The organism is Fulvivirga sedimenti, assembly GCF_020328055.1.
The window spans coordinates 311,573-338,008 of sequence record NZ_JAIXNE010000003.1 but is presented as its reverse complement, the minus strand read 5'-3'; the positions used below and the strand labels follow the sequence as shown (position 1 = coordinate 338,008).

Below are 26,436 nucleotides of genomic sequence, written 5' to 3'. Positions count from 1 at the left end.
GTATCGGGGCTTTACATGTATACACTTTTATTTATACTTTTAATTAAAGTCGGAACTTACCTATGAAACATACCTTTACCCTCCTCATCTTCACTTTATTAATTGGTTTTTCAATCACCTCGGAAGCGCAGCGGAAAAGATCCGTTGAAACTTCCCCAAAACCATATGACAGCGAACTGTTTGACAACCTGAAATTCCGGAATATCGGACCGGCATTTATGTCGGGCCGGATTGCAGATCTGGCGATTGATCCTACGAATGAAAGTGTCTGGTATGTCGCCGTCGGTTCAGGCGGAGTATGGAAAACCGTCAACGCAGGGACTACCTTCAAACCTGTTTTTGATGATCAGCCCGTCTATTCCATCGGTTGTGTAACAATCGATCCGAATAATCCCTATACCATTTGGGTAGGAACAGGTGAGAATGTTGGAGGACGCCATGCCGGATTCGGCGACGGCGTGTACCGAAGTACAGACGGAGGTGCTTCATGGACAAACATGGGCCTGAAAGACTCGGAACATATCTCAAAGATCATAGTACATCCTGATGATTCAGATGTTATCATGGTAGCGTCCCAGGGACCGCTCTGGAGTCCTGGGGGCGACAGGGGTTTCTTCAAATCGACAGATGGAGGCAATACATGGACAAAAACACTCGGCGATGAATTCTATACAGGAGTCACGGATATGGTGATCGACCCTCGTGATCCCAACCGTGTGTATGCGGTAACCTGGGAACATCATCGCACTGTAGCTGCCTGGATGGGAGGGGGAAAGAAGTCAAGACTTTACCTGAGTGAAGACGGGGGTGATACCTGGACGCAGCTGAAAACGGGCCTGCCCGAAGGTAACTGGGGAAAAACCGGATTGGCCATCTCGCCGATCAATCCTGATGTTCTTTACGCTGCGATTGAGCTCGACCGCACCAAAGGAGGCGTGTGGCGGTCAGCCGACAGAGGCGGCAGCTGGACAAAAATGTCTGATGCTGTAGCTGGTGCGACAGGTCCGCATTATTATCAGGAAATCTATGCTTCACCGCATAAATTCGACCGTCTTTACATGATGAATAACACGTTGATGAAATCGGAAGACGGCGGCAAGACGTTTGAAAATATGGATGAAACCGCTAAGCATGGCGATAATCATGCCGTAGCGTTTAAAATTTCTGATCCGAATTATCTGCTGGTGGGCACTGATGGCGGAGTGTATGAAAGCTTCGACCTGGGCGCTTCCTGGAGATACATGGAAAACTTGCCGGTAACGCAGTTCTACAAGGTTGCCGTTGACGATGCGGAGCCTTTTTATAATGTTTACGGGGGAACACAGGACAACAGCACGCAGGGCGGTCCCTCAAGGACCGACAACCATCACGGCATCCGGAATGCCGACTGGAAGGTGGTACTTGACTGGGACGGACATCAGCCCGCAACAGAACCCGGCAATCCCAATATCATGTACGGTCAGCGCCAGCAGGGAACGCTTTCACGAATGGATCTTGCCACCGGGGAAGTGATTGATATCATGCCACAACCTGGTCCCGATGAGGACTTTGAGCGCTATAACTGGGATGCGCCCATACTGGTTTCACCCCATGATCCGGCAACAATCTACCATGGATCACAGCGCCTCTGGAAGTCTTCCAATCGCGGCGACAGCTGGACCTCGCTCTCCGGTGATCTTACCCGTAACCAGGAACGTCTCGCACTCCCGATCATGGGCCGTACGCAAAGCTGGGATTCACCATGGGATGTGGGTGCCATGTCAAATTTCAATACCATCACATCATAGCCGTTTCTCCCGTGAATGAAAAGGTAATCTTCATCGGGACGGACGATGGATTGATCCAGGTTACAGAAAATGAAGGTCAGAGTTGGAAAAAAATTGAAGTAAGTGCGCTGGGTGTCCCTGCACGTTCCTATGTGAATGATATTAAGGCTGATCTTTTCGACGAGAGCACTATGTATGTCGCCCTCGATAATCATAAGGAAGGGGATTTTAAACCATATTTGCTGAAGAGTACGGATAACGGTTCCAGCTGGACGAGGATTGATAACGGGCTGGGGGAGAAGAACCTGGTCTGGAGGATCGTACAGGATCATGTTGATAAAGACCTGATGTTTGCAGCGACCGAATTTGGCGTTTATGTAACCTTCGATGGCGGTGGAAGCTGGACAAAGCTGAAGTCGGGCATACCGACAATATCATTCCGGGATCTTGCGATTCAGCGAAGAGAGAATGACCTGGTCGCGGCTTCGTTCGGAAGAGGTTTTTATATTCTCGATGATTATTCAGCATTGAGAAATATAAGCCGCGAACAGCTCGATGCGGAAGCCGTGTTATTTGAACCCAGGAAGGCCTGGTGGTATATCGAACGCTCGATCATGGATTTTGAGAATGCAAGAGGATCACAGGGCACGCAGCTCTACCTCGCGCCTAATCCCGATTTTGGCGCTGTATTCACCTATTACCTCAAGGATGGGATTGAAAGCCTGAAAAAGGAGCGTCAGACCGGTGAAAAAGATGTTACTGGAAATATTCCATTTCCTGGTTGGGCAGCACTGGAAGATGAGACACGGGAGATTGAACCTTTCATCTATATTGAGATCAGGGATCAGGAAGGTCATCTGATCAACCGCCTCAAGGCAGAGAATAAAAAGGGCTTCAATCGTGTGGCCTGGAATCTTCGGGTGGGAGGGAATGCAGCGCTTACCCTCGAAGGTGACCAGGATGAGATTCAGGGACTACTCTGTGCACCAGGAACCTATACGGCAACCCTGAATAAATACGAAAAAGGTAAGTTCACTCAGCTGGCGGGGCCGGTCAATGTTCTCGTTGAGCCGATGATGAAAGGTACCCTGGAAGGCAGTCCGATGGAAGAGGTTGTTGCGTTCTGGAGAACTTATGAGGAAATGAACCGCGATCTGGGCGCCCTAGGCATATCGCTTCAAAATGAGCAGAAAAAGATTGATAAAATAGGAATGGCTGCCTTGAAGGCTGATGTCGATAATGCTTTACTTGAAGAGATCGAACAAGTAAGGGATCAGTTAAATGAGCTCGACTCCGAGTTCAATGGAAATGCGGCGAAAAATCAGATCGGGGAGCGAAATAAACCCTTGCTGAGTGAACGGGCGTTTGCCTTGTCACGTGGGATCACAACATCAACATACGGTCCTACGGAAACGCATAAGCAGACGATGAAGATCATCACAGATCAGATGAATGCCATGGAAGGTCGGCTGAATTCGATTAAAGCCAGAGTGAGGGAGATAAGTGAAAAGGTTGTCGCTGCCGGCGGCTCACGTGTGGAAGGAATGGATTGATTGATTGATGGGCTTTAATCTATTTGGTATAGCAAAATCCAGAGGCATAACTTCCTGACGCTCATCTGTTCAAATACGTTTCGTGCACTTACTAGTATACTTGAACCCAAATTTTTTTGCCCCTGCTTTGCCCGCCGGAGCCCAAAGGCGTAGGAGGGTATCCTGCTCCCTGTCTGCCTGCCGTATCCGCCTGAGGCGGAGAAGGTAGGTATCCTTCACTTTAACTGGATACAGTAGATGCACACCCTTATTGTTTTACACCTGTTCCTGTATCCTGTTCCTACTTTTACCTGGATACAGTAGCATCGAATTGTTTTTGTTTTTACCTGTCTGTCCTCCGTATCCGCCTGAGGCGGAGAAGAGAGGTATGCTTCTCTTGAAGCACCTTCCTGGTTTAATTGAAGTTTATCCTTAATACCCGATGATTATTGGATTACCGCCGATGGTTCACCAAGTGCGAGCGTAACTGCCGGCCAGTATTTTTATACCATTAACCTGAAAGAGGGATGGCAAATCACTGCATCCCCTACGTATGCCTACAATCACAATGGGTCTGATGGAAATAAGTTTACGTTCCCTATCGGAACCGGAGTTCAGAAAGTCCTCAGGGCTGGTAAAATACCCCTGCGTCTGGGCGTTCAATATTGGTATTATCTTGCAGCCCCGGATGCTTTCGGACCTGCGCATCAACTACGGTTCACCGTAGCGCCTGTGATTCCGTTGCTATGGTGACAGTGCATCAAATAGACTAAAGTATAGATTATTAAAGCCCTTTTGCGTTTAGGCATTTCAGCAACTTTTACAATGAAATATTTTTTATTATTGAGTTTACTTATCTAATATCTCGTCTTAAAGGAAATCCCATGAAATCACAATTCAATTACTCTCTCTGTTTCGTGTTTGGTTTGATATTTTTATTTAGTGGTTGTAATAAAAATTCAGAAGAACGCTCAGAAGACAAAAAATCAGACCAGGCTATCAACCTGGATGAATTTACGTCGATGCAAATGACCGGGATTGAACAAGTTTCAATTGAGGTGGATCTGGAGGGTGCGGTGCAACGCTTATCAAAGGCAGTAACTTTCCCGACAATCTCGAATCAGGACAGAAATGAGTTTGACAGCAAAGCATTTACCGATTACCATAAGTTTTTAGAACAAGCTTACCCACTGGTACACAAGACGCTGAAAAAAGAGGTCCTCGGTGACCCCCGGCCTTATAGCCTGCTATTTACCTGGGAAGGAAAAGACCCAGGTTTACAGCCTGCACTTTTTTATGCACATCAGGATGTCGTGCCTGTGCCGGAAGATTCCAGAGATCAATGGGAAGTCGATCCTTTTGCCGGAACTGTAAAAGATGGGTATATCTGGGGTCGTGGTGTGTTGGATGATAAAAATCAAATCCATGCCATTTTAGAAGCTGCCGAAATGAAAATTAAAGAAGGCTGGCAGCCATCGCGAACCATCTATTTTGTATTTGGCCAGGACGAAGAAGTAGGAGGGCCGGAAGGTGCTAAACATATTGCGGATGTACTCGAGCAACGAGGTATTAAACGCTTTGCGTATGTGATGGACGAATCCGCGCCATTAGCACCTGGTATTTTTCCAGGAATTGAAGGGAATACAGCGCTTATAGGTATTGCTCAAAAGGGCTTCATTAGTCTTGAATTGAAAATGGAAGGGGTTGGCGGACATTCGTCTCAGCCACCGGCAGAAACGAATATTGGAATTTTGGCCAAGGCCATTACCAAACTGGAAGCGGCGCAGTTTCCTTATAAAATTCACCCGGCTGTCCGTTCACAATACCGTTATATGGGTCCGGAATTACCAGAAGAGCAACAGCCATTGTACGCTGCCGTTGCCTTTGGTGAAGATGATGAGATTACTCCGATGGAACAGAAATTTATCGATGTGATGTCGCAAAATCAGGTAACAAGGGCCATGTTGCATACAACCATTGCCGTTTCTATGTTTAATGCAGGAGTTAAGGACAATGTATTGCCTCCTGCAGCTACGGCGGTAGTGAATTTCCGTCCTATGCCGGGCGATACTCCTGAAGTGATTATCCAACACGTAAAAGATGCCATCCAGGACGATCGGATTACGGTAAAGGATATTTCTGCTTCTACGCCTGCGACCAACATTGCTGAGGTTGGGAATCCCTCTTATAATATGCTGGAAAAAACCATTCGCCAAATCTGGGGAAATGACCTCATGGTCTCTCCATTCTTTGTGATTGGTGGATCAGACTCCAAGCATTTTCAGGCACGCCCGTTTGCTCCGGATGTATATACCATTACTGCTTTGCAACTGGAAAACACCAAAGAATTTGAAGGTTTTCATGGGGTAAATGAGCGCATACTGGTTGATGAGTATGGTAAGTCTATTGGTTTCTTTTACCAAATATTTGATAATCTGGAGGAATTGAAATGAGAGAAAATGTATCTACTTTCAAGAAAAAAATTGAAATGACTTTAGCTTACATTTGCACCAATGTTAAAATCCTTTTTGTGGCTTATTGCCTTAACCCTCATGCCGATAACCGGGGTATGGGCACAACAATTCGCAGGAGATAATCAATGGGTAGCTCCCCACGGTGTTGTGACGTTAGTTGGAACCGTAGGTCAGGATTACTCTCAATTTTATCTGGTCGGTGCTATTATTCCGAACTGGGAGTTGAATATACAGTTAACTCATTATTACGATGATCCAAGGACGAATTCCGATTCGTATACATCACCTTCGATTTATCTGAAACATAGAATTACACAAAATGAAGCCGAAACAGCCGGATACGCATTTCTGGCCGGAGTTGGTCTCTTTCCTCAGCACTTGGACCAGGGAGAGGTCACGAGCAGCTTTCGATCCTGGTGGGCTATGGGGGTGGCGACATATGCATTTGCCAATAATACTATATTGTGGGATATTCTCCCGGGCGCCACGGTGAATTTGAATCATAAACAATCAGGGAATACAAAGTGGGGCTTTACCTATAGCTCCAGGCTGGCCATTTATAAAATCATTCCACAGTCGGCCATTGTGAGTGAAATATTCGGAACGGCAGGGGGAGCTTATTCTCCACTGAGTTACCGGGCGGGCATCCGATGGGAACATACGAATTTGATTGTTGCTGGCACCTATAGCAGGGCCTTCAATAAATCATATGGGGCAGGCTTCGAGATTGGTATACTGTTTTTAACCGAACCGCTCTTCGGACCTAATCGAAAAAATAAATGATATTATGAAGGGCATACATTCCCTTTTCAAGAGGAATGAACTTCTTTGACTGATTCCAGGTAAAAGTCTGATAACTTAGCTGCAATTATTCACTCAATGAATTCTGAATCGACGCCGATACGTATACCAACGGAGCATTCCAGTTGATAGCTACCTCATTGGTTGAATAACTGCATTCAATGTCTGCAAAGGCCATTGCAGGATGGTGATCGGGATATTGATCCTTGCCGCAATCCTGCTCCATATTATTTGGGTTCGGACCGCCGGCGAGCATTCCTGGAATGGGTTCGGCGATGTCATCCGAGGCAGACGGGCGGTGATGAACATTCATGGGGTAAACGTTTCCGAATCCGGTGACGAAGCAATATCCTGTAGCGTTTCTTCCAAGAACATAATCGAGTCCGGAAGATGCCGCTGTTAAATATTCTTCATTTCCTGTGAGGTCATAAGCGGCAATTAAAACCATGCCCTGGTTCAGGATATCCGAATTGCTGCCCCACCGGTAGGAGTTTAACGTGATGTGAACAGGAGAGGCATTGTATGCATCCATCTGTTGATCTGCAAGTTTTTGTAATTGGGCAGATGCCAATGCTTTCAGTTCATCACTGGCCTTATCGCTTGTCACCAAAGTGATCAGGCCAAGCGTTTCGACATTCGGCCAGGCAGGGACTCCGAAGTCCCCGTATTCCTCTATTTGGATGCTATCGGCATAGGTTTGATCTCCCGTTGCCAGGTACAGCTCGGTTGCTGCCCAAAAGAATTCATCCTTCACTTGTACGTTCCCGTATTCCCCAGTGTTCACGGCAGGGCCATCCGGACCGCTTTCCTTCGGGTTTTTGAAAATCTCGTTCGGATGCTGTATTGCCCATTCCCAGGCCTTTTCAGCTTGAAGCAATGCCGAATTGCTGAATTCGGGGTCATAATCGGCGTATACCACTGAAGCCTTTGCCATAACGGCTGCAAAATCCAGAGTGGCGGCCGTGCTTTTTGCCGTGACATATCGTTTCGACTGTGCTTCTTCGGGTTTCACAAATCCCTCAAAGTTAGCGGTCGTATTTTTATGGTAAACCCCGCCATCATCAGGGTCCTGCATCGAGCGCATCCATTCCAGGTTCCACCGAACCTCATCGAGAATGTCCGGTACATCATTGCCGCTTTCCGGAATATTCCATGTTAATCCGCTTAACAAAGCTTTATTCCTGAGGAATGCCTGCATCAGTGTCCAGGTCGTAATCCCGGAATTGACAATGTATTTATTGTAATCCCCTGCATCATACCAGCCGTATGGTGTGGATATGACCGATCCGGCAGGCTTCTCGTTACTTGCCGCTGTAGCATGAATATAGGAGAGGGTATCGGGGTGTGCTGCAGGCCGTTGGTATGGTCCGGCAAACTGTTCATCCAGGGAAGTGGAAGCACGGTTAAAATAGTAATATTTGGCTGAGGCCTTAACAAGTTCGGTATAGGCATCCGGTGAAATAACAACATCAACAGGAGCGGCGCTGCCCGATTTAAGAATATAATTCCCGGCTTCCCGGACAGAGGAGAAATCTGCCAGTCTTACACGCTGACCGGAATCTTCCCATTCCTTTTCGTCCGACAGCTTGCCTGAAAGAACCTCTTGTCCGGAGGCTGTTTCAATGGTGAAATCATCGCCGTCAGCATCAATCACCATCGCGGGTTTTGTCGATTCTGGCAGGAATCCAACCTGGTTGATGTGTATGACAGCGGAGGCGGCGGCTTCTGATGGAGGTTGATTTGAACAACTGGTGATGCCCGATAAAAAAGTAAATCCAGCGAATAACAGAATGATCAATTTCTTCATTTGGTTGATTTTGTTTGCTCTACAAGATAGTAGATTGATGGTGATTTTAGAATTGTTCATTTCTTTATAAAATATTATGTATTTTACTCAAAAGGTTCATGCGCTAAATAAACCTATCCAATGACCTTAGTTAAGACAAAAATCGGCAGACGTTCCTTCCTCAAGGGGAGTGCACTGGCAGGAGGGGGCTTGATGATCAGCTTTAGCTGGCTGGCATCCTGTGCCAGGGTGACCGACGAAGCCGCCAAACCTGAAGAATGGTTCGATATCAATGCCTTCCTGAAAATTGGAAGTAACGGGACGGTGACGATTATTTCTCCCAACCCCGAGGGCGGACAAAATGTAAAAACCTCCATGCCCATGATCGTGGCTGAGGAACTGGACGTTGCCTGGGAAGATGTGATCGTCGAACAGGCTCCGCTGAATACCGAATTATATTCAAGGCAGTTTATTGGCGGCAGTCAGGCAATTCGCCGGGGATGGCCAGGCCTGCGAATGGCGGGTGCATCCGCACGGTTCATGCTCAGAAAGGCGGCATCCGAACAATGGAAGGTGCCTGTTGAGGAGGTTACAACCAACGCCGGAATGCTCCATCATGGGAACAGCGGAAAATCGGGAAGCTACGGAGAAATGGCAGCTCTTGCGGCAGAAATCACTGTTCCGGAAGAAGTGGAGCTCAAATCCATGGAGGACTTTAGGATTATCGGTCGCTCACAGAAAAATGTTGACGGCAAAAAAATCGTAACAGGGCAGCCGCTCTTCGGAATGGATTATTACAGGGAAGGCATGCTTTACGCGATGATTGTGCATCCTCCGGCGTTCGGACTGAAAATTGCATCAATCGATGACAGCGCTGTGAAGTCCATGCCGGGCATTCGTGATGTATTTACCATCAAGGTACTTGAAGATGATTTCAGAAGGGAATATTTTGATACGCTTTCTTTTCCGGAAGTTGCAGTAATAGTTGGCAATTCAACATGGGAAGTGATGAATGCAAAGAAGGAACTGAAGATCGAGTGTGAGCCCATTGAATCCCGTGAGGAAAAACGGAGTCGTTTCGGAAGTGAATATGCCCAGTTTGTTCCGTCCGGACTGGAAAGTTCGGAAGAACATTTGCGGCAGATGAAGGAACTTTCAGACAAACCCGCAAACCTCAGAAGAAAAGATGGTGATCCTGAAGCGGCGTTTCGGGGCGCAGCCAACGTCATAGAACGTTCCTATACCGCACCATTCCTCGCGCACAATTGCATGGAGCCTATGAACTTCTTTGCGGATGTAACACCCGAAAGGGCAGAGCTGGCAGGTCCCCTGCAAAAGCCTGAGCTTACCGAACTCACACTTTCGGAAAGGATCGGACTGCCGGTAGAAAAGATCAATATTGAAATGACACGGCTTGGGGGCGGATATGGAAGACGATCCTATGCACACTGGCTTATCGAGGCCGCGATTATTTCTCAAAAAATGAATGCCCCTGTAAAGCTTATCTACACACGTGAAGACGATATGACCTCAGGGATTTACCGACCTGCCTACTATGGAAAATTCAGGGCGGCATTCGATGAAAACAGGAATATGGTTGCCTATCATGTGAACATCGGGGGTATACCCCAAAGTCCGCTTTCACCGGATCGTTTCCCCGCGGGTGCCGTTGAGCACTATTTCGCAGAAGACTGGACCATCGGCAGCAATATAACTGTAGGCTCTTTCCGGGCACCACATTCCAATTTTATGGCCGCGTCTGAACAGTCATTTCTGGATGAAGTTGCCGAAGCGGCAGGGAAGGACCCTATAGATTTCCGACTGGAATTACTCGACTATGCCATCAGGAATCCCGTGGAAGACCAAACCAATGATTATGATCCGGAGCGTTATGCCGGGGTGTTGAAATTAGTAAGGGAAAAATCTGACTGGGATAATTCAAACGTTCCTAAAGGGGTTTCTGCTTACTTTTGCCATAATTCCTATGCGGCCCTTGTTTTTGAGATGACTGAAAAGAATGGAAAACCTGCGGTCGACCGGGTGGTTTGTGCAGTGGATTGCGGTATAGTCGTCAACCCGGATGCCGCTTCAAACCTGGTGGAAGGCGCCATCGTGGATGCGATTGGTAATGCGCTCTACGGATCCCTGGAATTCAAAGAAGGCGTCCCCTCGAAGAAGAATTTTGATACGTACCGGATGATACGTATGTCGGAAGCACCCAGGAAGATCGAGGTTTATTTCGTGGAAAATAATATTGATCCGACAGGGTTGGGTGAACCGGCGTTTCCGCCAGCCTTTGCAGCCCTTGCCAATGCGCTTTACCAGTCAATGGGAAAGAGATTTTATAAGCAGCCCTATGTGATTTGAAAATTCGTTTGACCCTGTTTTTTGGGAGACTGTGATTATAATATCCTTTCCTCAATCATAACTCCCAGATCGTCAATCAAAATCATAAATCTCTCTCCGGCTGAATTACGGTAAATTACCTCATAGAGAATTTCATTGCCCCGGTTCAGGATCACCCGGTTCATGATCTCACCTTTGCTCAGTATCATTTCCCGGATCTTCAGGGGAAGAAATCCCTCACGTAAATTTCGCCGGTATTCAATCAATTCGCCGGCAGGTGAAAACCTGGCAATGTACTCAAGATGTTCGCGGTAAAATACAACCTCGATGTACGCCTTGCTTATAAACCACTCGACATGTTTTGCCCCGGGGAACTTCAACTCAAAAGCATTCAAACAGTTTGAAGGCGGCGTATGCTTTGCCTGGAATATCGATTTCAGCGTATCTGACATAATAGCTTTTTGTTATTGGACGGAATAGCTTGAATTTGTAACACGGGTTATTTTAAATATTTTTTTGAGTATAGATAGAGCAAACGGGTCCGGGCTCTTTTCAATCTCATTTTACAGGCACTTTCGGTGATTCGCAATGCTTCCGACATCAGTTTTAACGGGATATCATCCAGGTATTTCATTTTGATCAGTGCGAGTTCCTCGGGGTGCAGTTCTTCCATAACGGTTTTGAGCCTTTCGTAGTCTATTTCATTCTCAACATCTTCGAGGTTATCCGGTATTTCCGACATTTCATGTTCCTTATTCCATTTCGGGTAATGACTACTTCGTTTATTCCTCAGATAATCGATACAGTGATTATAGGTAATGGAATAAATCCAGGTAGAAAACATAGCGGTGGCTTTGAATGAAACCAGATTCTCGAAAATCTTCACCATAATATCTTCGGCAAGGTCATTGGCAGTTTCACGATCCTTTACCAATGAATAGCATTTCCCTCTTACCTTATCGAAATACCGACTGTAAATTATGTCGTAATATCGATTGTTTTCACGACCTGCCCTGATCAGGTCAATGATATCTTTATCTGATAGTTTATCTTTTCCGGGGTCTTTCATATGGAACAAGGAATACTACTAAAAAATTAGGAATAAATTTCGTGTTACCTTCAACATTCTTGCCGTCACAATGCTATAAAGCAGGTCTGCTTTATGGACATAAGGTGATGAAATCTAATAGATTAATTATGACTGCTGTCATACCAGGTATGATGGTGTTTGCGGGATGTCAGGAAGTTCCGCAGGAACAAATAGAGAATACAATAGCTATTGTGGATAGTTTGGAACTGAAAGGAGCAAATGTCTTTGCACCGGAAAGTTTTCAGAAACTCCGCGATTCGCTGAACAATACCATTGCACAGGTAGAGATGGAAAAGGCAAAGTTTCTGGAAGACTATACTTCAGAGATAAAGCAGCTGGAGGGAGTTGCTTCATTCGCTGAAGAGGTGAACCTGGAGACAGCTGAAAAGAAAGAAGAGGTAAGGAATGAGGTATTAACGACTGTTGAAGAAGTCCGTTCTCTGCTTGAAGAAAATAATCAGATGATCCTCCAGGTTTCCCAGTCTTCAAATGTAATGAACCTGAATAACGATCTTGAAAGTCTGAACCAGGAGCAAATGGAACTTGATTCAACATTGAGTGAGACTGCCGAGTTGCTGAGCCAGGGTGAATTGCAGCTTTCTAAGGAAAGGGCAGTGTTGGCCAGGGACAAAGCAGTAACGCTTAATAATGTTATCAAGGAGAAATATGGTGCAAAAGTAATGATTCAATAAGATCGGTTTGCACTGAGTGTATTGTGAAAAGGCCGTCTGCGCAAGACGGCCTTTTTTTATTCTACTCTCCTGATGCCTGCTATGTAAAGGCCCTTCCCGAAGTTCCGATCAGGCGGCTCTCCTTGGGTTGATGTCGATTTTACTTCCTAAAAAGGCTGCCCATTTGTTTGCCAGGTTTTCATGAAACCGCTCATCATGCTGAGAGTCAATGGCAGCGTTGTAGATTTCAATATCCGTCGATTGATTACGTCCGCTAAACCGCAGGACAATACGCTGAGGGTCGGGAAGGATCATCCGCACAGATTGTACATTCATCAGGTAAATGGTCTCCTGTTTTATCTCGGTTTTATCAATTGACAAATATACGATGGATCGGTGTGCGGCGTCGTAGCCAATAATCCTGTCTCCCCATGCCTCCTTAACAGAAAAGTTGAGTCCGAGGCTTTTACCAGCCCGCTCAAGTTCACGTGTGACATTGAGCTGTCGTTTCCTGCCGAGGTAATAGAGGTAACAGAATGGTCCGAAGATCAAAACAGTAAATGTGATACTAAGGATAATTTCAGGTGTTTTCATTTGATTTAAGATAATTAACTGTGTTTGGCGCAGGTTTGATTAGAAATGATAATAAAAGGCTACCTGCGAATATGGTGAGGATCACTGCCAGCGATACCATAATATCAATCTGTACATAGTGCTCCAGTAAGATTTTTAACCCAATGAAGATCAGGATGAGTCCCAACCCGTATTTAAGAAGGTGAAACATCGACATCACCCCGGCCAGGGCGAAATACAGTGCCCTTAGTCCGAGTATAGCGAAAATGTTGGAGGTGTAAACAATGAATGGGTCTCTGCTGATACCCAGAACCGCAGGCACGGAGTCCAGCGCAAAAACGATATCGGTACTCTCAATAACAACCAGTACAATGAAAAGGGGCGTTATGAACAATTTACCTTGTCTGAGGATCAGGTACCTCGTTCCGCTGTAATTTTTCATTACCGGAAATATTCTGCGGGTAAGCTTCACAGCGAAATTGTTCTTTGGATCGGCCTTGAACTCTTTATTGCGCAGAAACTGAATTCCTGCGTAGATAATGATCAGACCCATTAAATAAAGGATGTATTCAAACCGTTCAATCAGTTCAATCCCAAGAAAAATAAATACGGCCCTCATCACAATGGACCCGATGATGCCCCAGAACAATACTCCGTGCTGTAATTTATCAGGAACGCGGTAATAGGAGAAAATGATCATGAACACGAACAGATTGTCTATGCTCAAGGACTTTTCGATGAGGTAGGCAGTCGTGAATTCAATCGCTTTTACTGTACCCATCTGGTAATAGATGAGAAGGTTGAAAGCCAGTGAAACGATTATCCAGCCTGCCGTTTCAAGGAGTGCGTATTTGAGGGTTACAGTCCTGTTTTTCCGGTACACAACAAACAGGTCGATGATTAACAGAAAAGTGATCAGTCCGAAGAAAAACAGCCACCAATATATACCCGTATCTTTCATATGCTGAAGTATTAGACGGAGGATACATAAAAAGTCACTTAAAGAATTAATGTGACCAGTTAGGGTGCTTTGCGTCAAACTGATATCGCGGCCAGTTTATTTATAGCTGTGATGCAGACTTCATCTATAATCGAATAAATGTCGGAACTCTACAATTTTCTAACGATACCTTTTTTGCTTGCAATGTTTCTTGCGCTGAATATGGGGGCGAGCGGAACTTCTCCGTCGTTTTCAGCGGCCTATGGTGCAAATGTCATTAAAAGATCTATGATTCCAGGCCTATTTGGCATCATGGTGCTGGCAGGTGCGCTTCTGGCTGGGAAAGAAGTAACGCTAACACTAGGGTCAGGATTGATTGATCAGACATTTTTTACGCCTGTTAATACATCGATTGTGCTTTTGGCTATTGGATTATCACTGCTGATCTCCAATCTTTTGGGAGTTCCTCAATCGACCAGTCAGTCGACCGTTCTATCGATTGCTGGTGCGGCTACTGCTGTGGGCGGACTTAACACACACAAACTTTTTTACGAGATCATTCCGGCCTGGTTTATCCTTCCGGTTATTTCATTTCTCCTCATGCTCACACTCACGAAATGGATATTCCCATTGATTAAAAGCAAGGTTTACTCCTACGACTATTCACACATGAAAAGTCATGCAGGCTTTAAATTGATACTGATCCTTGCTTCCTGTTATGTGGCATTTTCCATCGGGGCGAACAACGTAGCCAATGCCGCAGCGCCCATTTCATCGCTAACGATCAACGCACTGGGGAGTGAATCCATACAGAACTTTCTTCCGATCACCATCCTGTCGGTCCTGATCATCGCTCCCTGTTTTGGAATAGGCAGTTCCCTGCTGGGTCACAAGGTAACTGAAAGTCAGGGTAGAAACATGGTGCACGTAACACCGTTTAATGCCACTGTTATTGCCATTATCGTGGCCAGTTTGTTGCTGATCGCTTCCGTATCGAAGGGAATTCCCACTTCACTTGTGCAACTTAACGGAGCGGCATTCATCGCTTTGAGTATTTCCTCAAATGGGTGGAGTCCGACTTTCAGTAACAAAACTGTAAAACGGTTTTTCCTGGTATGGGCCATTGCCCCGGTTTTTGCTTTTATTCTGACCTACATTTTAATCAAAATGGTTTCCTGAAGGGATTTATATAAATTTCACTGCATACACCATTGGCAGGTTTCCGGCGAGCTGATCCCATGAATCGCCAAGATCATTGGAGTAATAAACGTTGCCGGTGGTAGTCCCAAAAGCAAGTTCATCATGGTAATTGGCCAGCGCATGCCGGTAGACAATGTCATAGGCATGGCTCTGTGTAAAGTGTTAATTTCCTTTATTGAGATCCATTCCATCCTTTAATATTTTACTTGAATTTGCGTTTGGTGAAATACTGTTGATGAAGCGCTGTCTGTATAATGGCGGAGTTCGTGGGCAGACTGTTTGATTTTCGTAATCATATGGTTGAAATCTGTAAGATCATACTGTGAGTATTTCGTATATTTACTTGATATAAAATGCATCAATCAATCGTAACAGATACATCATGGCAAAATTTAATCTGAAAGTAAACGGACAGGAAAAACAGGTGGATGTGGATCCTTCAACACCTATGTTGTGGGTATTGCGTGATCACCTGCAGCTAACAGGAACCAAATTCGGATGCGGGATCGCACAGTGCGGTGCGTGCACGGTTCACCTTGACGGCGTTGCTGTTCGTTCCTGCCAGCTTCCTGTTTCTGCGGTGGCAGATAAGCCCATAACTACCATTGAAGGACTTTCGGAAAATGGAGATCATCCGGTACAGAAGGCATGGCTCGAAATCGATGTCCCCCAGTGTGGCTATTGTCAGGCCGGTCAGATCATGAATGCAGTGTCACTGCTAAAACAAAATCCGTCACCCACGGATGATCAGATTGAAGCAGCTATGGCAGGAAATATCTGCCGCTGCGGAACATATGTCCGTATCAAACAAGCTATAAAGAACGCATCAAACGCTTAAAAAAACTCAACATGACGAATTTAAAAACACCCATAGACAGAAGGTCCTTTATGAAAGTTTCCGCCCTGGCAGGTGGTGGTATGATGCTGAGCTTCAGCTGGCTTGCCGGTTGCTCACCTAAGGAGCAGGAGGCGCTCGGACTCCCGGATGAGTGGTATGAATTGAACAGCTACATTAAGATCGGAAATAATGGTCGAATCAACCTGATGTCGCCCAATCCTGAGTTCGGATCCAATGTAAAAACCTCCATGCCGATGATACTTGCCGAGGAGCTGGATGTCGACTGGGAAAACGTGATGGTAGAGCAGGCCGATTTCTTTCCGGAGCGCTTCGATCGTCAGTTTACCGGCGGCAGTATGGGAATTTTACTTGGATGGAAACCGCTTCGCACTGCGGGAGCAACTGCACGCCAGATGCTGGTGAATGCCGCGGCACAAACCTGGAATGTTCCAGCCAATGAGATAACTACTTCAGAAGGGGTGCTTACCCATACAGCCAGTGGTAAAAAGGCAGGCTACGGTGAAGTAGCCTCACTCGCTGCTACACTTGAAGTGCCGGAAGAAGTAGAACTCAAGGAAATAAGTGATTTTAAGATTGTCGGAACTTCACGTAAAAACGTGGAGGCAAAAAATATTGTCACCGGAAAACCCATGTTTTCCATTGACCACTTTGAGGACGGGATGCTTGTGGCTATGGTCGCCCATCCGCCAGCTTTCGGTTTGAAGGTTAAATCTGTGGATGCAGAATCAGTCAAAAACATGCCGGGTATCCGTGATGTGTTTGTATTTGAAACACTTAAGGACGACTACGAACGAAACGGCTTCGATACCACATCGTTTACCGAGTTGGTCGCAATCGTTGGTGAAACAACCTGGCAGGTGATGAATGCCAGGAAACAGCTGAAGGTTGAATGGGAGGGAACGACCGACAAGAAAGTGGTTGTTGCCGGATGGGGAGGTAAGCAGGAAGTTACGATTCCCGGTGGAACCGAAAGCACAGCCGGGCATAAGTCAAGGATGGAGGAGATGGCTCAAAAGCCTGCACAGGTATTACGAAAAGACGGAGATCCGGAAACTGCCTTTAAAAACGCTGCCAAGGTGATTGAGAGAACCTATTATGCACCATACCTCGCCCATAACTGCATGGAGCCGGTGAATTGCTTTGCCAGTGTTAAGGGAGACAAGGCAGAATTGTACGGACCAATTCAGGCACCTGAACTCATTATGCAAACATTGTCGGCCTGTTTGGGTATGCCCAAGGAAAATATTCATCTCAGGCTGTCCCGTATGGGCGGTGGTTTCGGCCAACGGGCCTACGGTCACCACATGGTGGAGGCCGCAATGATCTCACAAAAGATTCAGGCTCCTGTAAAGATGGTCTATTCCCGCGAAGATGATATGTCCTACGGTATTTACAGGCCTACGTATACGGCTACGTACCGGGCCGGGCTTGATGAGAATAATAATCTAATTGCATTCCATGTAAAAGGGGGAGGAATTCCGGAACACCCGGTAGCAGCCAACCGCTTTCCGGCTGGAGCTGTAGATAATTACCTCGCTGAAGGTTGGTTTATTAATTCCAACATCACGATTGGTGCCTTCCGTGCTCCAAGATCGAACTTTATCGGTGGGGCAGAACAGTCATTCCTTGACGAGGTGGCCGAACTTGCTGGTAAGGATCCAATCGAATTCCGACTCGAATTATTTGACCGTGCAAAGAACAATCCTGTAGGAGAAAATAATGATTATGATCCGGATCGGTATGCAGGCGTATTGAAGCTGGTGAGGGATAAGGCAAAATGGAATGAGTCGGATAATTCAAACCGGGGCGTTGCAGCATATTTCTGTCATAATACCTACGTAGCCGAAATCCTTGAGCTGGAGATGAAAAATAATACGCCAGTCATTCCCAAGGTCATCGCTGCCGTGGATTGCGGAATTGTGATCAATCCGGATGCCGCCGCCAATATGGGGGAAGGCGCAATCGTGGATGGTATAGGAAACGCGCTGTTCGGGGAAATGACGTTTGAAGACGGTGTGCCCCAGAAACAAAACTTCAACACATACCGGATGATTCGGCAGACGGAAGCGCCAAAATCCATTGAAGTGCACTTTGTGGAGAATGACAAAGACCCAACGGGCCTTGGCGAACCTTTATTCCCGCCTGTGTTTGCAGCATTGGCAAATGCCATGTACAAGGTGACTGGTAAGCGATTCTACAATCAGCCTTTTGGCAAAGAATTGCAGAGTGCCGGAACAAGGATGTAGCATTAACCTTTTAAATCTGCATTTTACCTGATGTCAGGTCGGAATTGATAATTCCTTGAAATTTGCACATATTCAGCCGTTAGTAGCTGCTGGATATGTGCATTTCTTTTTAATTAATGGATTAATTCAATGCTGACCATACTGGGTGTTCTTACAATCGGTTGAGACATAACCATTGCAAATTGACTTATATGAAATATTGTTTCCTTTTTTTGGTTTTTCCGCTGTTTTGCCATGCACAGGACAAAGCAATCCAGGCGGAAGTTGACAGTATTATTGCCCAGGGTAAATATCCGGGTATAGTGTTCAGTGTTGCTTATCCCAATGGTGAAGCAACGTCTTTTACAGCAGGTTGGGCTGATGTAGAATCGGGAACCCCAATGACACCCGGGAATCGTCTTTTAAGTGGCAGTACGGGGAAGACTTTTGTCGCAGCGGTTCTGATGCAGTTAATCGAAGAGAACAAATTGCAGTTGGAAGATAGGGCCTCCAAATGGCTCGGTGATGAAGAGTGGTACAGTCGTTTGCCGAATAGTGAAGAACTAACCATCATGAATCTACTGAGGCATCAGTCCGGTATGGAGCGCTATGAATTCAAACCGGAATTTTCCGAAGAAGTACTGAAGAACCCGGATCGGGTATGGAAACCGGCTGAATTGATTGCTTATGTCCTGGACGATGCGCCATTATTCAGTGCAGGAGAGGGTTTCGCCTATTCAGATACGAATTACATTCTCCTTGGAATGATCATAGAGGAAATTGAGGGGGAAGAATATTATACTGTTTTGAAGGATCGTTTGCTGAAACCACTGGATCTTACCGGAATTTTACCCACTAATACGCGTAAGATTGAAAAGTTGGCGCAGGGATATATGGATAAGGAATCTCCGCTGGGATTTAATGATCATTTGCTTGAAGATGGGATTTCAAGGTACAACCTCCAGTTTGAGTGGACAGGAGGCGGACTGGCATTTGAGACGCGCGACTATGCGCGGTGGCTGAAATTGCTCTTCGAGGGAAATGCGTTTGACATGGAAAAGATGGGGGAGACTTATTTCCAGGATATTCCCTCTCCGGAGATCGGCGGAAGTTACGGGATGGGCTATCAAAAACTGGTAATTCCTGAAGTAGGTGAAGCATATGGTCATAGCGGATTTTTCCCTGGTTATTATACCATTGGTGTCTATCTTCCGGAATATTCCATTGCGGTAGCCATGCAGGTAAATACGACTGAAATGGCCAAATTGAGAAGTTTCTTTCGTGATTTCGTGAAGCTGACCAGGATCGTCATATCAAATCAATAACAGCATTTTATCAATTTCTTTAAGGGGTGTAACTCCTTTAATTCCTTTTATTCTCATTTCCATTGAGACGAGGAATTTAAAAAGGATTCTATCCTGAAAAAATCATTCCATTAATTCTGAAAGAATAACTATCTTTTCCTGACTTAATGGAATGCATTTAATGAACAAGTTAATTGCCTGTATTATTTTGTTCTTTATTCCTTTCGCACAAAATGCCCAAGAGTTTCCTCCCCATGCCCGGAATTACACATATAAATTTGATCATTTCGATCTTGAATCAGGGCTTTCACAAGCGACAGTGCAATGTATTTTTCAGGATAGCAGGGGCTTTCTCTGGATTGGCACCGAAGATGGGTTAAACCGTTTTGACGGCTATGAATTCAAGGTATTTCGGAACAATCCCTTTGACTCCACTTCTCTTAGTTACAATGATATTTCGTCGATCGAGGAAGATCAGGAAGGCAATTTGTGGATTGGCACATACGGTGGCGGATTGAACCAGTTTGATCCATTTCAAGAGAAGTTTACTGTTTACCGGCAAAATGGTGATGATCAAAACTCAATCAGTAGCAATGTAATTCTTAAGATTTTTAAAGATGAGAATGAAAGGTTATGGATCACCACAGCAAATACAAATGAAGGTCAGGGAATGCTGCATCAGTTTTTGAAGGATGAAAATAGGTTTCAGCAATATTCGATCACTTTTGACGGCATTACAACCAATAACTCCAGGGCACTAGCTCAGGATATGTACGGAAATTTATGGGTGGGAACTGCTGAAGGGATTTTCGTTTTTAACCCGGACCAGGAAAAGTTTATTACTAATATCAGGCATGACCCATTAGAGAAGAACACCATTGGAAATAATAGTGTTATGTCAATCCTGGTCACAGAGAATGGTAAAATTTGGATTGCACGGTCAGGATTTCCCGGCGGTGGTATTTCCCGGATCGATGTGTTGAATAATGAATATGAATTACGCGTAAGGAATTATTACCAGGACCTGAACAAGGTAATCACTGATCAGAGCAGTCTTATCGATAATAACACCAGGGATTTGGTTAAGTCGGCTGATGGTAAAATTTGGATTGCGACCGGATGGGGTATAAGTGTGTATGATCCCGTGAAGGACAATTTCGAAAATATTAAGTACAATTCACTGAATACTTCAAGTATCATGGAAAATGATATTCGAAGTATTTTAAAAGACCGATCAGGAACCATTTGGATAGGATATGCTTCCAAGGGCCTGAGCAAACTTTCCAGCAATAAAGGTTTTTTACATATTGGTAAATCTGATATTGATGGACAGAGTCTCATCACAAACAACGTATTTGCTATTCAACAGGATGATGCTGGTAATATATGGGTAGGTAGTCTGGAAGGCGGACTTAATAAAGTTGTTTTTGATCGTAATAATTTTGCCGGACCGTACTCAATTACTCAATACCGCCAGGGAACCAGCAGGAAGACCATGGCCCATCCTGATATTTTTTCAATATCTGACGGCTCGGATGGCTCATTATGGATAGGAACCCTGGGAGGAGGGTTATACCATTTTGATCCAACCACGGAAGAATTTGACATTTATGGATTTGATCCATCAAATCCTTACAGTCTTCAGAATAATGGAGTAAGAACAACGTTCGTAGCTGCGGACCAGTCACTTTGGACAGGGACAAATGATGGACTTTTTAAGTCAGATGTTGACCAGGGAGGTAATCGAAAGTTTTTAAAACTGATCCCTGCAGCCGACAATCCATCGTCTTACAAACATGCCTCCATCGCGTCGATCACAGAGGATAAAATGGGCCATCTGTGGGTTTCATCTCAGTCAGGAGCTGTTTATTACATGAATGCTGAAAATAAGTTTAGCATGGTTCTGCAGCCGGATCGTCCAATGAAGTTATTTTCATCAAAATTCGATAGCAAGGGACTACTGTGGTTATGCACCAATGTTGGACTGTTTTCTTATCAGATTGAACCGGATGCATCATTGGGAGTTCGTCTTACCCTTTTGAAATTTTATGATTCGAATAATAGCGCGTTGCCAAATTCATCGATTTATAAAATCCTCGAGGACATTCATGGCGATCTCTGGTTATCGCATGTTAAAGGTATATCCCGGTTGAGCCGGGAGGATAATTCGTTTATCAATTATTCTGTGGAAGACGGTCTTCAGAGTAATGAATTCAATTCTAATGCCGGATGTAATCTTGAGAATGGTTATTTGTGTTTTGGCGGGATCAATGGGATTAATATTTTTCATCCAGATAGTCTGAAACATAATCTGACCGTTCCTCCGGTGGTTATCACTCAATTCAATATCCTCAATGAACCACGTGAATTAATGAAGAATGGCTATACTCTTTCATATTTGGAAAATACATTATCCTTTGAGTTTGCTTCACTCGATTTCACGGCGCCACAAAAAAACAGGTATAGCTATCAGATGGTTGGATTTGATAAGGATTGGATTGATTCCGGATCAAGAAGAAATATTTCATATACAAATCTTGATCCCGGCACGTATACTTTTCGGGTCAGAGGCACCAATAATGATGGGGTATGGAATGAACAAGGTGCCTCGATGGAGATAATCATTTTACCACCACCATGGAGAACCTGGTGGGCCTATTCTCTTTATGGATTAGGCATAATTCTGTTATTATTGGCCGTGAGAAGGCAAATTATAAGTCGCGAAAGGTTAAAAGCCAGGATTAAACTAGAGCAGCTGGAAATTTCAAAATACCAGGAACTTGACCTGATGAAGTCCCGTTTTTTTGCCAATATTTCCCACGAATTCCGTACCCCATTAACATTGCTACTTGGTCCAATTGATAAAAGAATCCAGGCGGCTAAGGATCCGGCCGAAAAGTCGGAGCTTCAGCAAATGTACAGAAACGCATCCCGACTCCTGAATTTGGTAAACCAGCTTCTTGATCTTTCCAAAAAGGAAGCTTCGGCTATGAAACTATCATGCGTTTACGGGGAACTGCAAACGGCTGTTTCATTAATCTCAAGTCAGTTTTTTTCAATTGCAGCCTCAAAAGAAATTACTTTCAAAATATCGGAAGATGTCCGGGTCATAATGTATTATGATCAGGATAAGTTGGAGAAGATAGTGGGTAATTTGCTTTCGAACTCATTCAAATATACGCCGGAGGGTGGCCAGATTGCTATTGAAATATTGAAGGCAGCACCTGACGCTCAGTTTCCGGATGGTTGTGCGATTTTAAACGTAAGTGATTCCGGGATTGGAATATCAGAGGAGGAGTTGGGTAAAATATTCGACTTATTTTATCAGGTAGATCTTTCCAGTACAAGGGAATTTGAAGGAAGTGGTGTTGGTCTTTCACTTACAAAGGAACTTGTTGAGCTGCATCATGGTACGATTGAAGTACAAAGTGTACCTGGAAAGGGATCAACCTTTACAGTTCGTCTTCCGCTTGGCAGATCTCATTTAAATGATGATGAAATCAGCGTTCAGATTAGTGAGGACGTGGTTGGATCTCCTGAGAATGCAGGAGATCAAATAAATGATTCCGGGCATCTCCCTGTCGGTAGCCTGCAGCAGGATACCATTCTGATAATTGAAGATAATTTGGATCTCCGGCATTATATCAGATCTGAGCTATCAGATACATATGCCATGCTTGAAGCCAAGGATGGGCAGGAGGGAATTGCTGCAGCCATCAGGGAATTACCTACCCTCATCATTACAGATCTTATGATGCCTTTGAAGGATGGTCTTACAGTTTGCCAGGAGTTAAAAGCAGATGAACGCACCTGCCATATACCAATTATATTACTTACTGCAAAAGTTGATATTGAAACAAAATTAAAGGGATACCAGTTTGGGGCTGATGAATATATTCCTAAGCCATTCAAGGTTAATGAACTCCTGATCCGGATTGAAAATTTGCTATTTAACAGAAAGCTGGTTCGTGAGAAATATACCAGGGAAATTACGATCAATCCAACCTCGGTTATTGTGGAGTCAATGGATGAACGTTTCATTCAGAAAACAATGGAAATCATTGAGGAAAGACTAGCTGAAACTGACTTTGGAGTGGAAGATCTTGCTCGTGACCTGGGAGTAAGTTACACTCAACTATATCGTAAAATGGATGCAACTACAGGATTCAGTCCGAATGAATTAATACGGCATATGCGACTTCTGCGTGCGGCCGATTTGATGCGGCAGCAGGCAGGGAATGTGGGTGACATTGCATTCCTGGTTGGATTTAATAATCTGTCCTACTTTTCGAAAGTCTTTAAGGAGAAATTCGGATTAACGCCCATTGAATATCTTAAAAACCCTCCGCCCGCTGGACATTAACAGTCCCGTAATTCCATGTCTCTTCACAGTATTATAAATGTGTTAGAAATCGCAAGATTAGTGCTAACGATGCCCGCATCATTATGATGATCTTGCATAAAAAACACCATGAAAAATCTTATAATCTCTATTTTGCTTCTATTATCGGTTCTTTTTACATTTTCCTCCTGTAATAAGGATGATGATGAAACCACACCGGATGCCCCCCTTGTAAATACATGGAAAGTAACTTCTGAAGTGTACTCCAGCTGTGATGATCCATCGAACAATAGCAACAGTACGTATAGCTGTTCTGATACAGAATGTTTCACCTTTACTTTTAGAAAAGATAATACCGTTCGACTTGTCTTGATTTTTGCCGGAGCGACTTTTCTTGATATTGAAGGAACCTACACCGTTTCAGGAGATAAAGTGAACATTTGTCAGTTTGACTTATGCCAGGAAATGCGTTATCAAATCACGGGTAATACACTGACCTTAACGGGTAATGACGAAGATGGATGCGATTTTAAGTACACCCTGGTGAAGTAATTAAGGTTATCTTGAAGAAGGGTAATTAATGTGGATCGCTCTTGGATGATATATTGAAAGGTCATTAATCAGGCTATCGATGCTGGATGAATTGCAGTCATAAGTTATTACAATCATATCTTCATGATTGAACTGATTCTGTTCATGTGCTCCATAACAGAAATTAGTTGATTTGAATCGATGTGTTCCCGGAGTATTTTCCTCGGTTTCAAGTAATACATAAGGATCAGACCACGGGCCTGTGAGGTCCGTGGCAGTCCTGTACATGATACGGTTGCTCAGGAAGTTTGGACCGTAAATAAGGATCCATTCTTTTTTCTCTGAGTGATATGTGAGACTTCCTCCGACTTTGTCAGTAAATAAGACAGCCGCATCTGTTTTATTGAAACCTCTTTTCCAGGAAAGATCTTCTGACCAGTATTCCAGTCGTTCTTCGTAGTCATTGATGAACAACCTGCTGAGAAGAATCCGGTCATTATCAGAATAAAAGACATAATAATAACCTTCGTGCATTATACCTTGTACCCATTCTTTGGGCACGAAATCTTCTTCCCATGGCGAGTATTCAATGAGCCAATCAGAGATAGGATCGCCATAGTTTTCTATTTTCGCGATCGTCGTTCCGTAGTGTTTGAAATCGAATAGATCATCTGAGGTAGCTTCTGGTTTAGGGCCAATATCAGATAAAATTACCCATAACGTATTATCGGAAATGAATACATCTGCTGGCCAGTATTTATGGGATGGATCGTTATGTAAAAAAATCGCTTGCGGCTCATCGGGCTTCTTTCTATTCCAATCATACCGGATATTCCATTTATCTTCATTGCAACTTGAAACGGCCATGGTGTTGGCAATCATTACCGCATTTTTGCGTGAATTTTCACCGATGGGGGCTATGAATGTATCAGAAAATAACCATAACGTTCGTTCATCGGGGAGAAGCACAGATATGGCATAATCCCCACCCATCCATCCATCCTTGTATGGGAAATTTGGAATGCATTGCGCAGATAAATGAGATTTGAATAAGACAGATAAACAAATAATTGATGTAGCGAATGTCAAATTTTTCATCAGAACAGGGGTTATTTATTGCGGGATGCATATTTAGTAACGTATGAATCACTTTCCTTAATAAATATTATGGTTGCTGTATCTCTTCCTTTCGAATCTGTATTCCGATGTATGGCATATGACCCAAGGGAATTTCTGCTGAGGAGGTAATCGTTAACTACCGTGATATGGTCTTTTTCAACGCTGAAAGCAAGGGCACCATTTAGTCTGTTATATTCTGTTTTCAGAATTGCCGCATTCTTTTCTGAGTCTAATCCATGGTCAGAAATGTAGTTGAATACAAACATGTCAATCTCAGCCTCCGGTCCGCCGAATGATTTGATAAGATCATTTACATATTGGAGATATTTCCCGGGATTTCTATGTATCTGATCTGGTTTTTTCATATGAAAAAGATGCCCAATGATGTGAGGAAACATTTTATGCTTTTTATCATTTGTATGTGCATATGTATCTCCCAGGCGATGGGCAGCTGTCCCTTTTTGCCTGGCGGATTTAGCTTCCGCTAACATGATCCTGGAAATTACCAGTTCCTCTTCGGGCAAGCCGCCGGTAAGTGCATGAACTTTTTTCTGGGACTTTGGAAGCAGGTAGGTCATCCGGCTTTTAACGATATACCCGTCTTGGTTCATTACATTGTCCGGATATTCTGCGGCATAGGCAATCGCTTCAGCCTCAGGAATGCCCAGCTGTTTACAAACAAGTAAAACTGTCCAGTAATGACCATCGGTTTCGTAAAACATCATTTGCTGATGTGCCAGGGTATTTACTGACGATGTGATTTGGAAAAGAGTAATTAGCGCGAACAAGCTGCAGGAATTCCTCGCAGAGTTTTTCAATGATTTCATAGTCCTCAAATTTTCGATTCTATAGCAGCGGTACTAAATACCACATATCA

At 44.5% G+C, this 26,436-nt stretch carries 19 protein-coding genes; 12 read left to right on the top strand and 7 right to left on the bottom strand.

Going from position 1 to position 26,436, the window contains the following annotated elements; all coding sequences use genetic code 11:
- Positions 1-62 precede the first annotated feature (62 nt).
- The 4 genes from LDX50_RS13770 (at position 63) to LDX50_RS13755 (ending at position 6,555) form a co-directional block, all read left to right on the top strand.
- Positions 63-1,787, top strand: a complete 1,725-nt coding sequence (locus LDX50_RS13770; protein ID WP_225697881.1) for a WD40/YVTN/BNR-like repeat-containing protein — start codon at positions 63-65, stop codon at positions 1,785-1,787.
- 11 nt (positions 1,788-1,798) lie between these two features.
- On the top strand, positions 1,799-3,319 hold the full coding sequence (locus tag LDX50_RS13765; RefSeq protein ID WP_225697880.1) for a WD40/YVTN/BNR-like repeat-containing protein: 1,521 nt from the start codon (positions 1,799-1,801) through the stop codon (positions 3,317-3,319).
- A gap of 863 nt (positions 3,320-4,182) precedes the next feature.
- Positions 4,183-5,751: a M20 family peptidase gene (locus tag LDX50_RS13760; protein WP_225697879.1), complete on the top strand. Its 1,569-nt coding sequence runs from the start codon at positions 4,183-4,185 to the stop codon at positions 5,749-5,751.
- 60 nt (positions 5,752-5,811) lie between these two features.
- Positions 5,812-6,555, top strand: coding sequence for a hypothetical protein (locus LDX50_RS13755; RefSeq protein ID WP_225697878.1), 744 nt, complete (start codon positions 5,812-5,814; stop codon positions 6,553-6,555).
- 85 nt (positions 6,556-6,640) lie between these two features.
- Here LDX50_RS13755 and LDX50_RS13750 read toward each other — a convergent pair whose 3' ends face one another.
- Entirely contained in the window at positions 6,641-8,380 is a 1,740-nt protein-coding gene (locus tag LDX50_RS13750; protein ID WP_225697877.1) for a glycoside hydrolase family 9 protein, read from the bottom strand.
- Between the two features lie 120 nt (positions 8,381-8,500).
- On the opposite strand from LDX50_RS13750, the gene LDX50_RS13745 reads away from it, so the two are divergent.
- Positions 8,501-10,726 (top strand): xanthine dehydrogenase family protein molybdopterin-binding subunit, encoded by a 2,226-nt coding sequence (locus LDX50_RS13745; protein WP_225697876.1) that lies wholly within the window; start codon positions 8,501-8,503, stop codon positions 10,724-10,726.
- Positions 10,727-10,761: 35 nt separating this feature from the next.
- Here the strand turns inward: LDX50_RS13745 and LDX50_RS13740 are convergent, their stop codons facing one another.
- Both LDX50_RS13740 and LDX50_RS13735 read right to left on the bottom strand, forming a co-directional pair.
- The gene (locus LDX50_RS13740) at positions 10,762-11,157 is read right to left on the bottom strand and encodes a hypothetical protein (RefSeq protein WP_225697875.1); all 396 of its coding nucleotides are present in this window, start codon (positions 11,155-11,157) and stop codon (positions 10,762-10,764) included.
- A 47-nt stretch (positions 11,158-11,204) separates the two neighbouring features.
- Positions 11,205-11,774 carry an RNA polymerase sigma factor gene (locus tag LDX50_RS13735; RefSeq protein WP_225697874.1) on the bottom strand — a complete coding sequence of 190 codons (570 nt, stop codon included), beginning with the start codon at positions 11,772-11,774 and terminating at the stop codon, positions 11,205-11,207.
- A 128-nt stretch (positions 11,775-11,902) separates the two neighbouring features.
- On the opposite strand from LDX50_RS13735, the gene LDX50_RS13730 reads away from it, so the two are divergent.
- Positions 11,903-12,487 (top strand): hypothetical protein, encoded by a 585-nt coding sequence (locus LDX50_RS13730; protein ID WP_225697873.1) that lies wholly within the window; start codon positions 11,903-11,905, stop codon positions 12,485-12,487.
- 108 nt (positions 12,488-12,595) lie between these two features.
- Here the strand turns inward: LDX50_RS13730 and LDX50_RS13725 are convergent, their stop codons facing one another.
- Positions 12,596-13,060 carry a hypothetical protein gene (locus tag LDX50_RS13725; RefSeq protein ID WP_225697872.1) on the bottom strand — a complete coding sequence of 155 codons (465 nt, stop codon included), beginning with the start codon at positions 13,058-13,060 and terminating at the stop codon, positions 12,596-12,598.
- Positions 13,047-14,000 (bottom strand): TerC/Alx family metal homeostasis membrane protein, encoded by a 954-nt coding sequence (locus LDX50_RS13720; RefSeq protein ID WP_225697871.1) that lies wholly within the window; start codon positions 13,998-14,000, stop codon positions 13,047-13,049. Before LDX50_RS13720 ends, LDX50_RS13725 begins: the two co-directional genes overlap by 14 nt.
- Positions 14,001-14,138: 138 nt before the next feature.
- On the opposite strand from LDX50_RS13720, the gene LDX50_RS13715 reads away from it, so the two are divergent.
- From LDX50_RS13715 to LDX50_RS13690, 6 genes are all read left to right on the top strand, one after another.
- On the top strand, positions 14,139-15,158 hold the full coding sequence (locus LDX50_RS13715; RefSeq protein ID WP_225697870.1) for an inorganic phosphate transporter: 1,020 nt from the start codon (positions 14,139-14,141) through the stop codon (positions 15,156-15,158).
- 403 nt (positions 15,159-15,561) lie between these two features.
- The gene (locus LDX50_RS13710; RefSeq protein ID WP_225697869.1) at positions 15,562-16,017 is read left to right on the top strand and encodes a (2Fe-2S)-binding protein; all 456 of its coding nucleotides are present in this window, start codon (positions 15,562-15,564) and stop codon (positions 16,015-16,017) included.
- 11 nt (positions 16,018-16,028) lie between these two features.
- Positions 16,029-18,284 carry a xanthine dehydrogenase family protein molybdopterin-binding subunit gene (locus LDX50_RS13705; protein ID WP_225697868.1) on the top strand — a complete coding sequence of 752 codons (2,256 nt, stop codon included), beginning with the start codon at positions 16,029-16,031 and terminating at the stop codon, positions 18,282-18,284.
- 191 nt (positions 18,285-18,475) lie between these two features.
- Positions 18,476-19,588 carry a serine hydrolase domain-containing protein gene (locus LDX50_RS13700; protein ID WP_225697867.1) on the top strand — a complete coding sequence of 371 codons (1,113 nt, stop codon included), beginning with the start codon at positions 18,476-18,478 and terminating at the stop codon, positions 19,586-19,588.
- A gap of 160 nt (positions 19,589-19,748) precedes the next feature.
- Positions 19,749-23,930, top strand: coding sequence for a hybrid sensor histidine kinase/response regulator transcription factor (locus LDX50_RS13695; protein ID WP_225697866.1), 4,182 nt, complete (start codon positions 19,749-19,751; stop codon positions 23,928-23,930).
- A 108-nt stretch (positions 23,931-24,038) separates the two neighbouring features.
- The gene (locus tag LDX50_RS13690) at positions 24,039-24,461 is read left to right on the top strand and encodes a lipocalin family protein (protein ID WP_225697865.1); all 423 of its coding nucleotides are present in this window, start codon (positions 24,039-24,041) and stop codon (positions 24,459-24,461) included.
- 6 nt (positions 24,462-24,467) lie between these two features.
- Here LDX50_RS13690 and LDX50_RS13685 read toward each other — a convergent pair whose 3' ends face one another.
- Entirely contained in the window at positions 24,468-25,538 is a 1,071-nt protein-coding gene (locus tag LDX50_RS13685) for a DUF4185 domain-containing protein (RefSeq protein WP_225697864.1), read from the bottom strand.
- 11 nt (positions 25,539-25,549) lie between these two features.
- Complete coding sequence (locus LDX50_RS13680; RefSeq protein ID WP_225697863.1) at positions 25,550-26,386, bottom strand: hypothetical protein; 837 nt, start codon at positions 26,384-26,386, stop codon at positions 25,550-25,552.
- Positions 26,387-26,436 lie beyond the last annotated feature (50 nt).

Bases quoted from the DNA above. Each gene is read 5' to 3' on its own strand.
- LDX50_RS13695 (WP_225697866.1), top strand. From the start codon at position 19,749: ATGAACAAGTTAATTGCCTGTATTATTTTGTTCTTTATTCCTTTCGCA.
- LDX50_RS13710 (WP_225697869.1), top strand. From the start codon at position 15,562: ATGGCAAAATTTAATCTGAAAGTAAACGGACAGGAAAAACAGGTGGAT.
- LDX50_RS13740 (WP_225697875.1), bottom strand. From the start codon at position 11,157: ATGTCAGATACGCTGAAATCGATATTCCAGGCAAAGCATACGCCGCCT.
- LDX50_RS13750 (WP_225697877.1), bottom strand. From the start codon at position 8,380: ATGAAGAAATTGATCATTCTGTTATTCGCTGGATTTACTTTTTTATCG.
- LDX50_RS13690 (WP_225697865.1), top strand. From the start codon at position 24,039: ATGAAAAATCTTATAATCTCTATTTTGCTTCTATTATCGGTTCTTTTT.
- LDX50_RS13770 (WP_225697881.1), top strand. From the start codon at position 63: ATGAAACATACCTTTACCCTCCTCATCTTCACTTTATTAATTGGTTTT.
- LDX50_RS13730 (WP_225697873.1), top strand. From the start codon at position 11,903: ATGACTGCTGTCATACCAGGTATGATGGTGTTTGCGGGATGTCAGGAA.
- LDX50_RS13720 (WP_225697871.1), bottom strand. From the start codon at position 14,000: ATGAAAGATACGGGTATATATTGGTGGCTGTTTTTCTTCGGACTGATC.
- LDX50_RS13700 (WP_225697867.1), top strand. From the start codon at position 18,476: ATGAAATATTGTTTCCTTTTTTTGGTTTTTCCGCTGTTTTGCCATGCA.
- LDX50_RS13725 (WP_225697872.1), bottom strand. From the start codon at position 13,060: ATGAAAACACCTGAAATTATCCTTAGTATCACATTTACTGTTTTGATC.
- LDX50_RS13745 (WP_225697876.1), top strand. From the start codon at position 8,501: ATGACCTTAGTTAAGACAAAAATCGGCAGACGTTCCTTCCTCAAGGGG.
- LDX50_RS13680 (WP_225697863.1), bottom strand. From the start codon at position 26,386: ATGAAATCATTGAAAAACTCTGCGAGGAATTCCTGCAGCTTGTTCGCG.
- LDX50_RS13705 (WP_225697868.1), top strand. From the start codon at position 16,029: ATGACGAATTTAAAAACACCCATAGACAGAAGGTCCTTTATGAAAGTT.
- LDX50_RS13760 (WP_225697879.1), top strand. From the start codon at position 4,183: ATGAAATCACAATTCAATTACTCTCTCTGTTTCGTGTTTGGTTTGATA.
- LDX50_RS13715 (WP_225697870.1), top strand. From the start codon at position 14,139: ATGTCGGAACTCTACAATTTTCTAACGATACCTTTTTTGCTTGCAATG.
- LDX50_RS13755 (WP_225697878.1), top strand. From the start codon at position 5,812: ATGTTAAAATCCTTTTTGTGGCTTATTGCCTTAACCCTCATGCCGATA.
- LDX50_RS13735 (WP_225697874.1), bottom strand. From the start codon at position 11,774: ATGAAAGACCCCGGAAAAGATAAACTATCAGATAAAGATATCATTGAC.
- LDX50_RS13685 (WP_225697864.1), bottom strand. From the start codon at position 25,538: ATGAAAAATTTGACATTCGCTACATCAATTATTTGTTTATCTGTCTTA.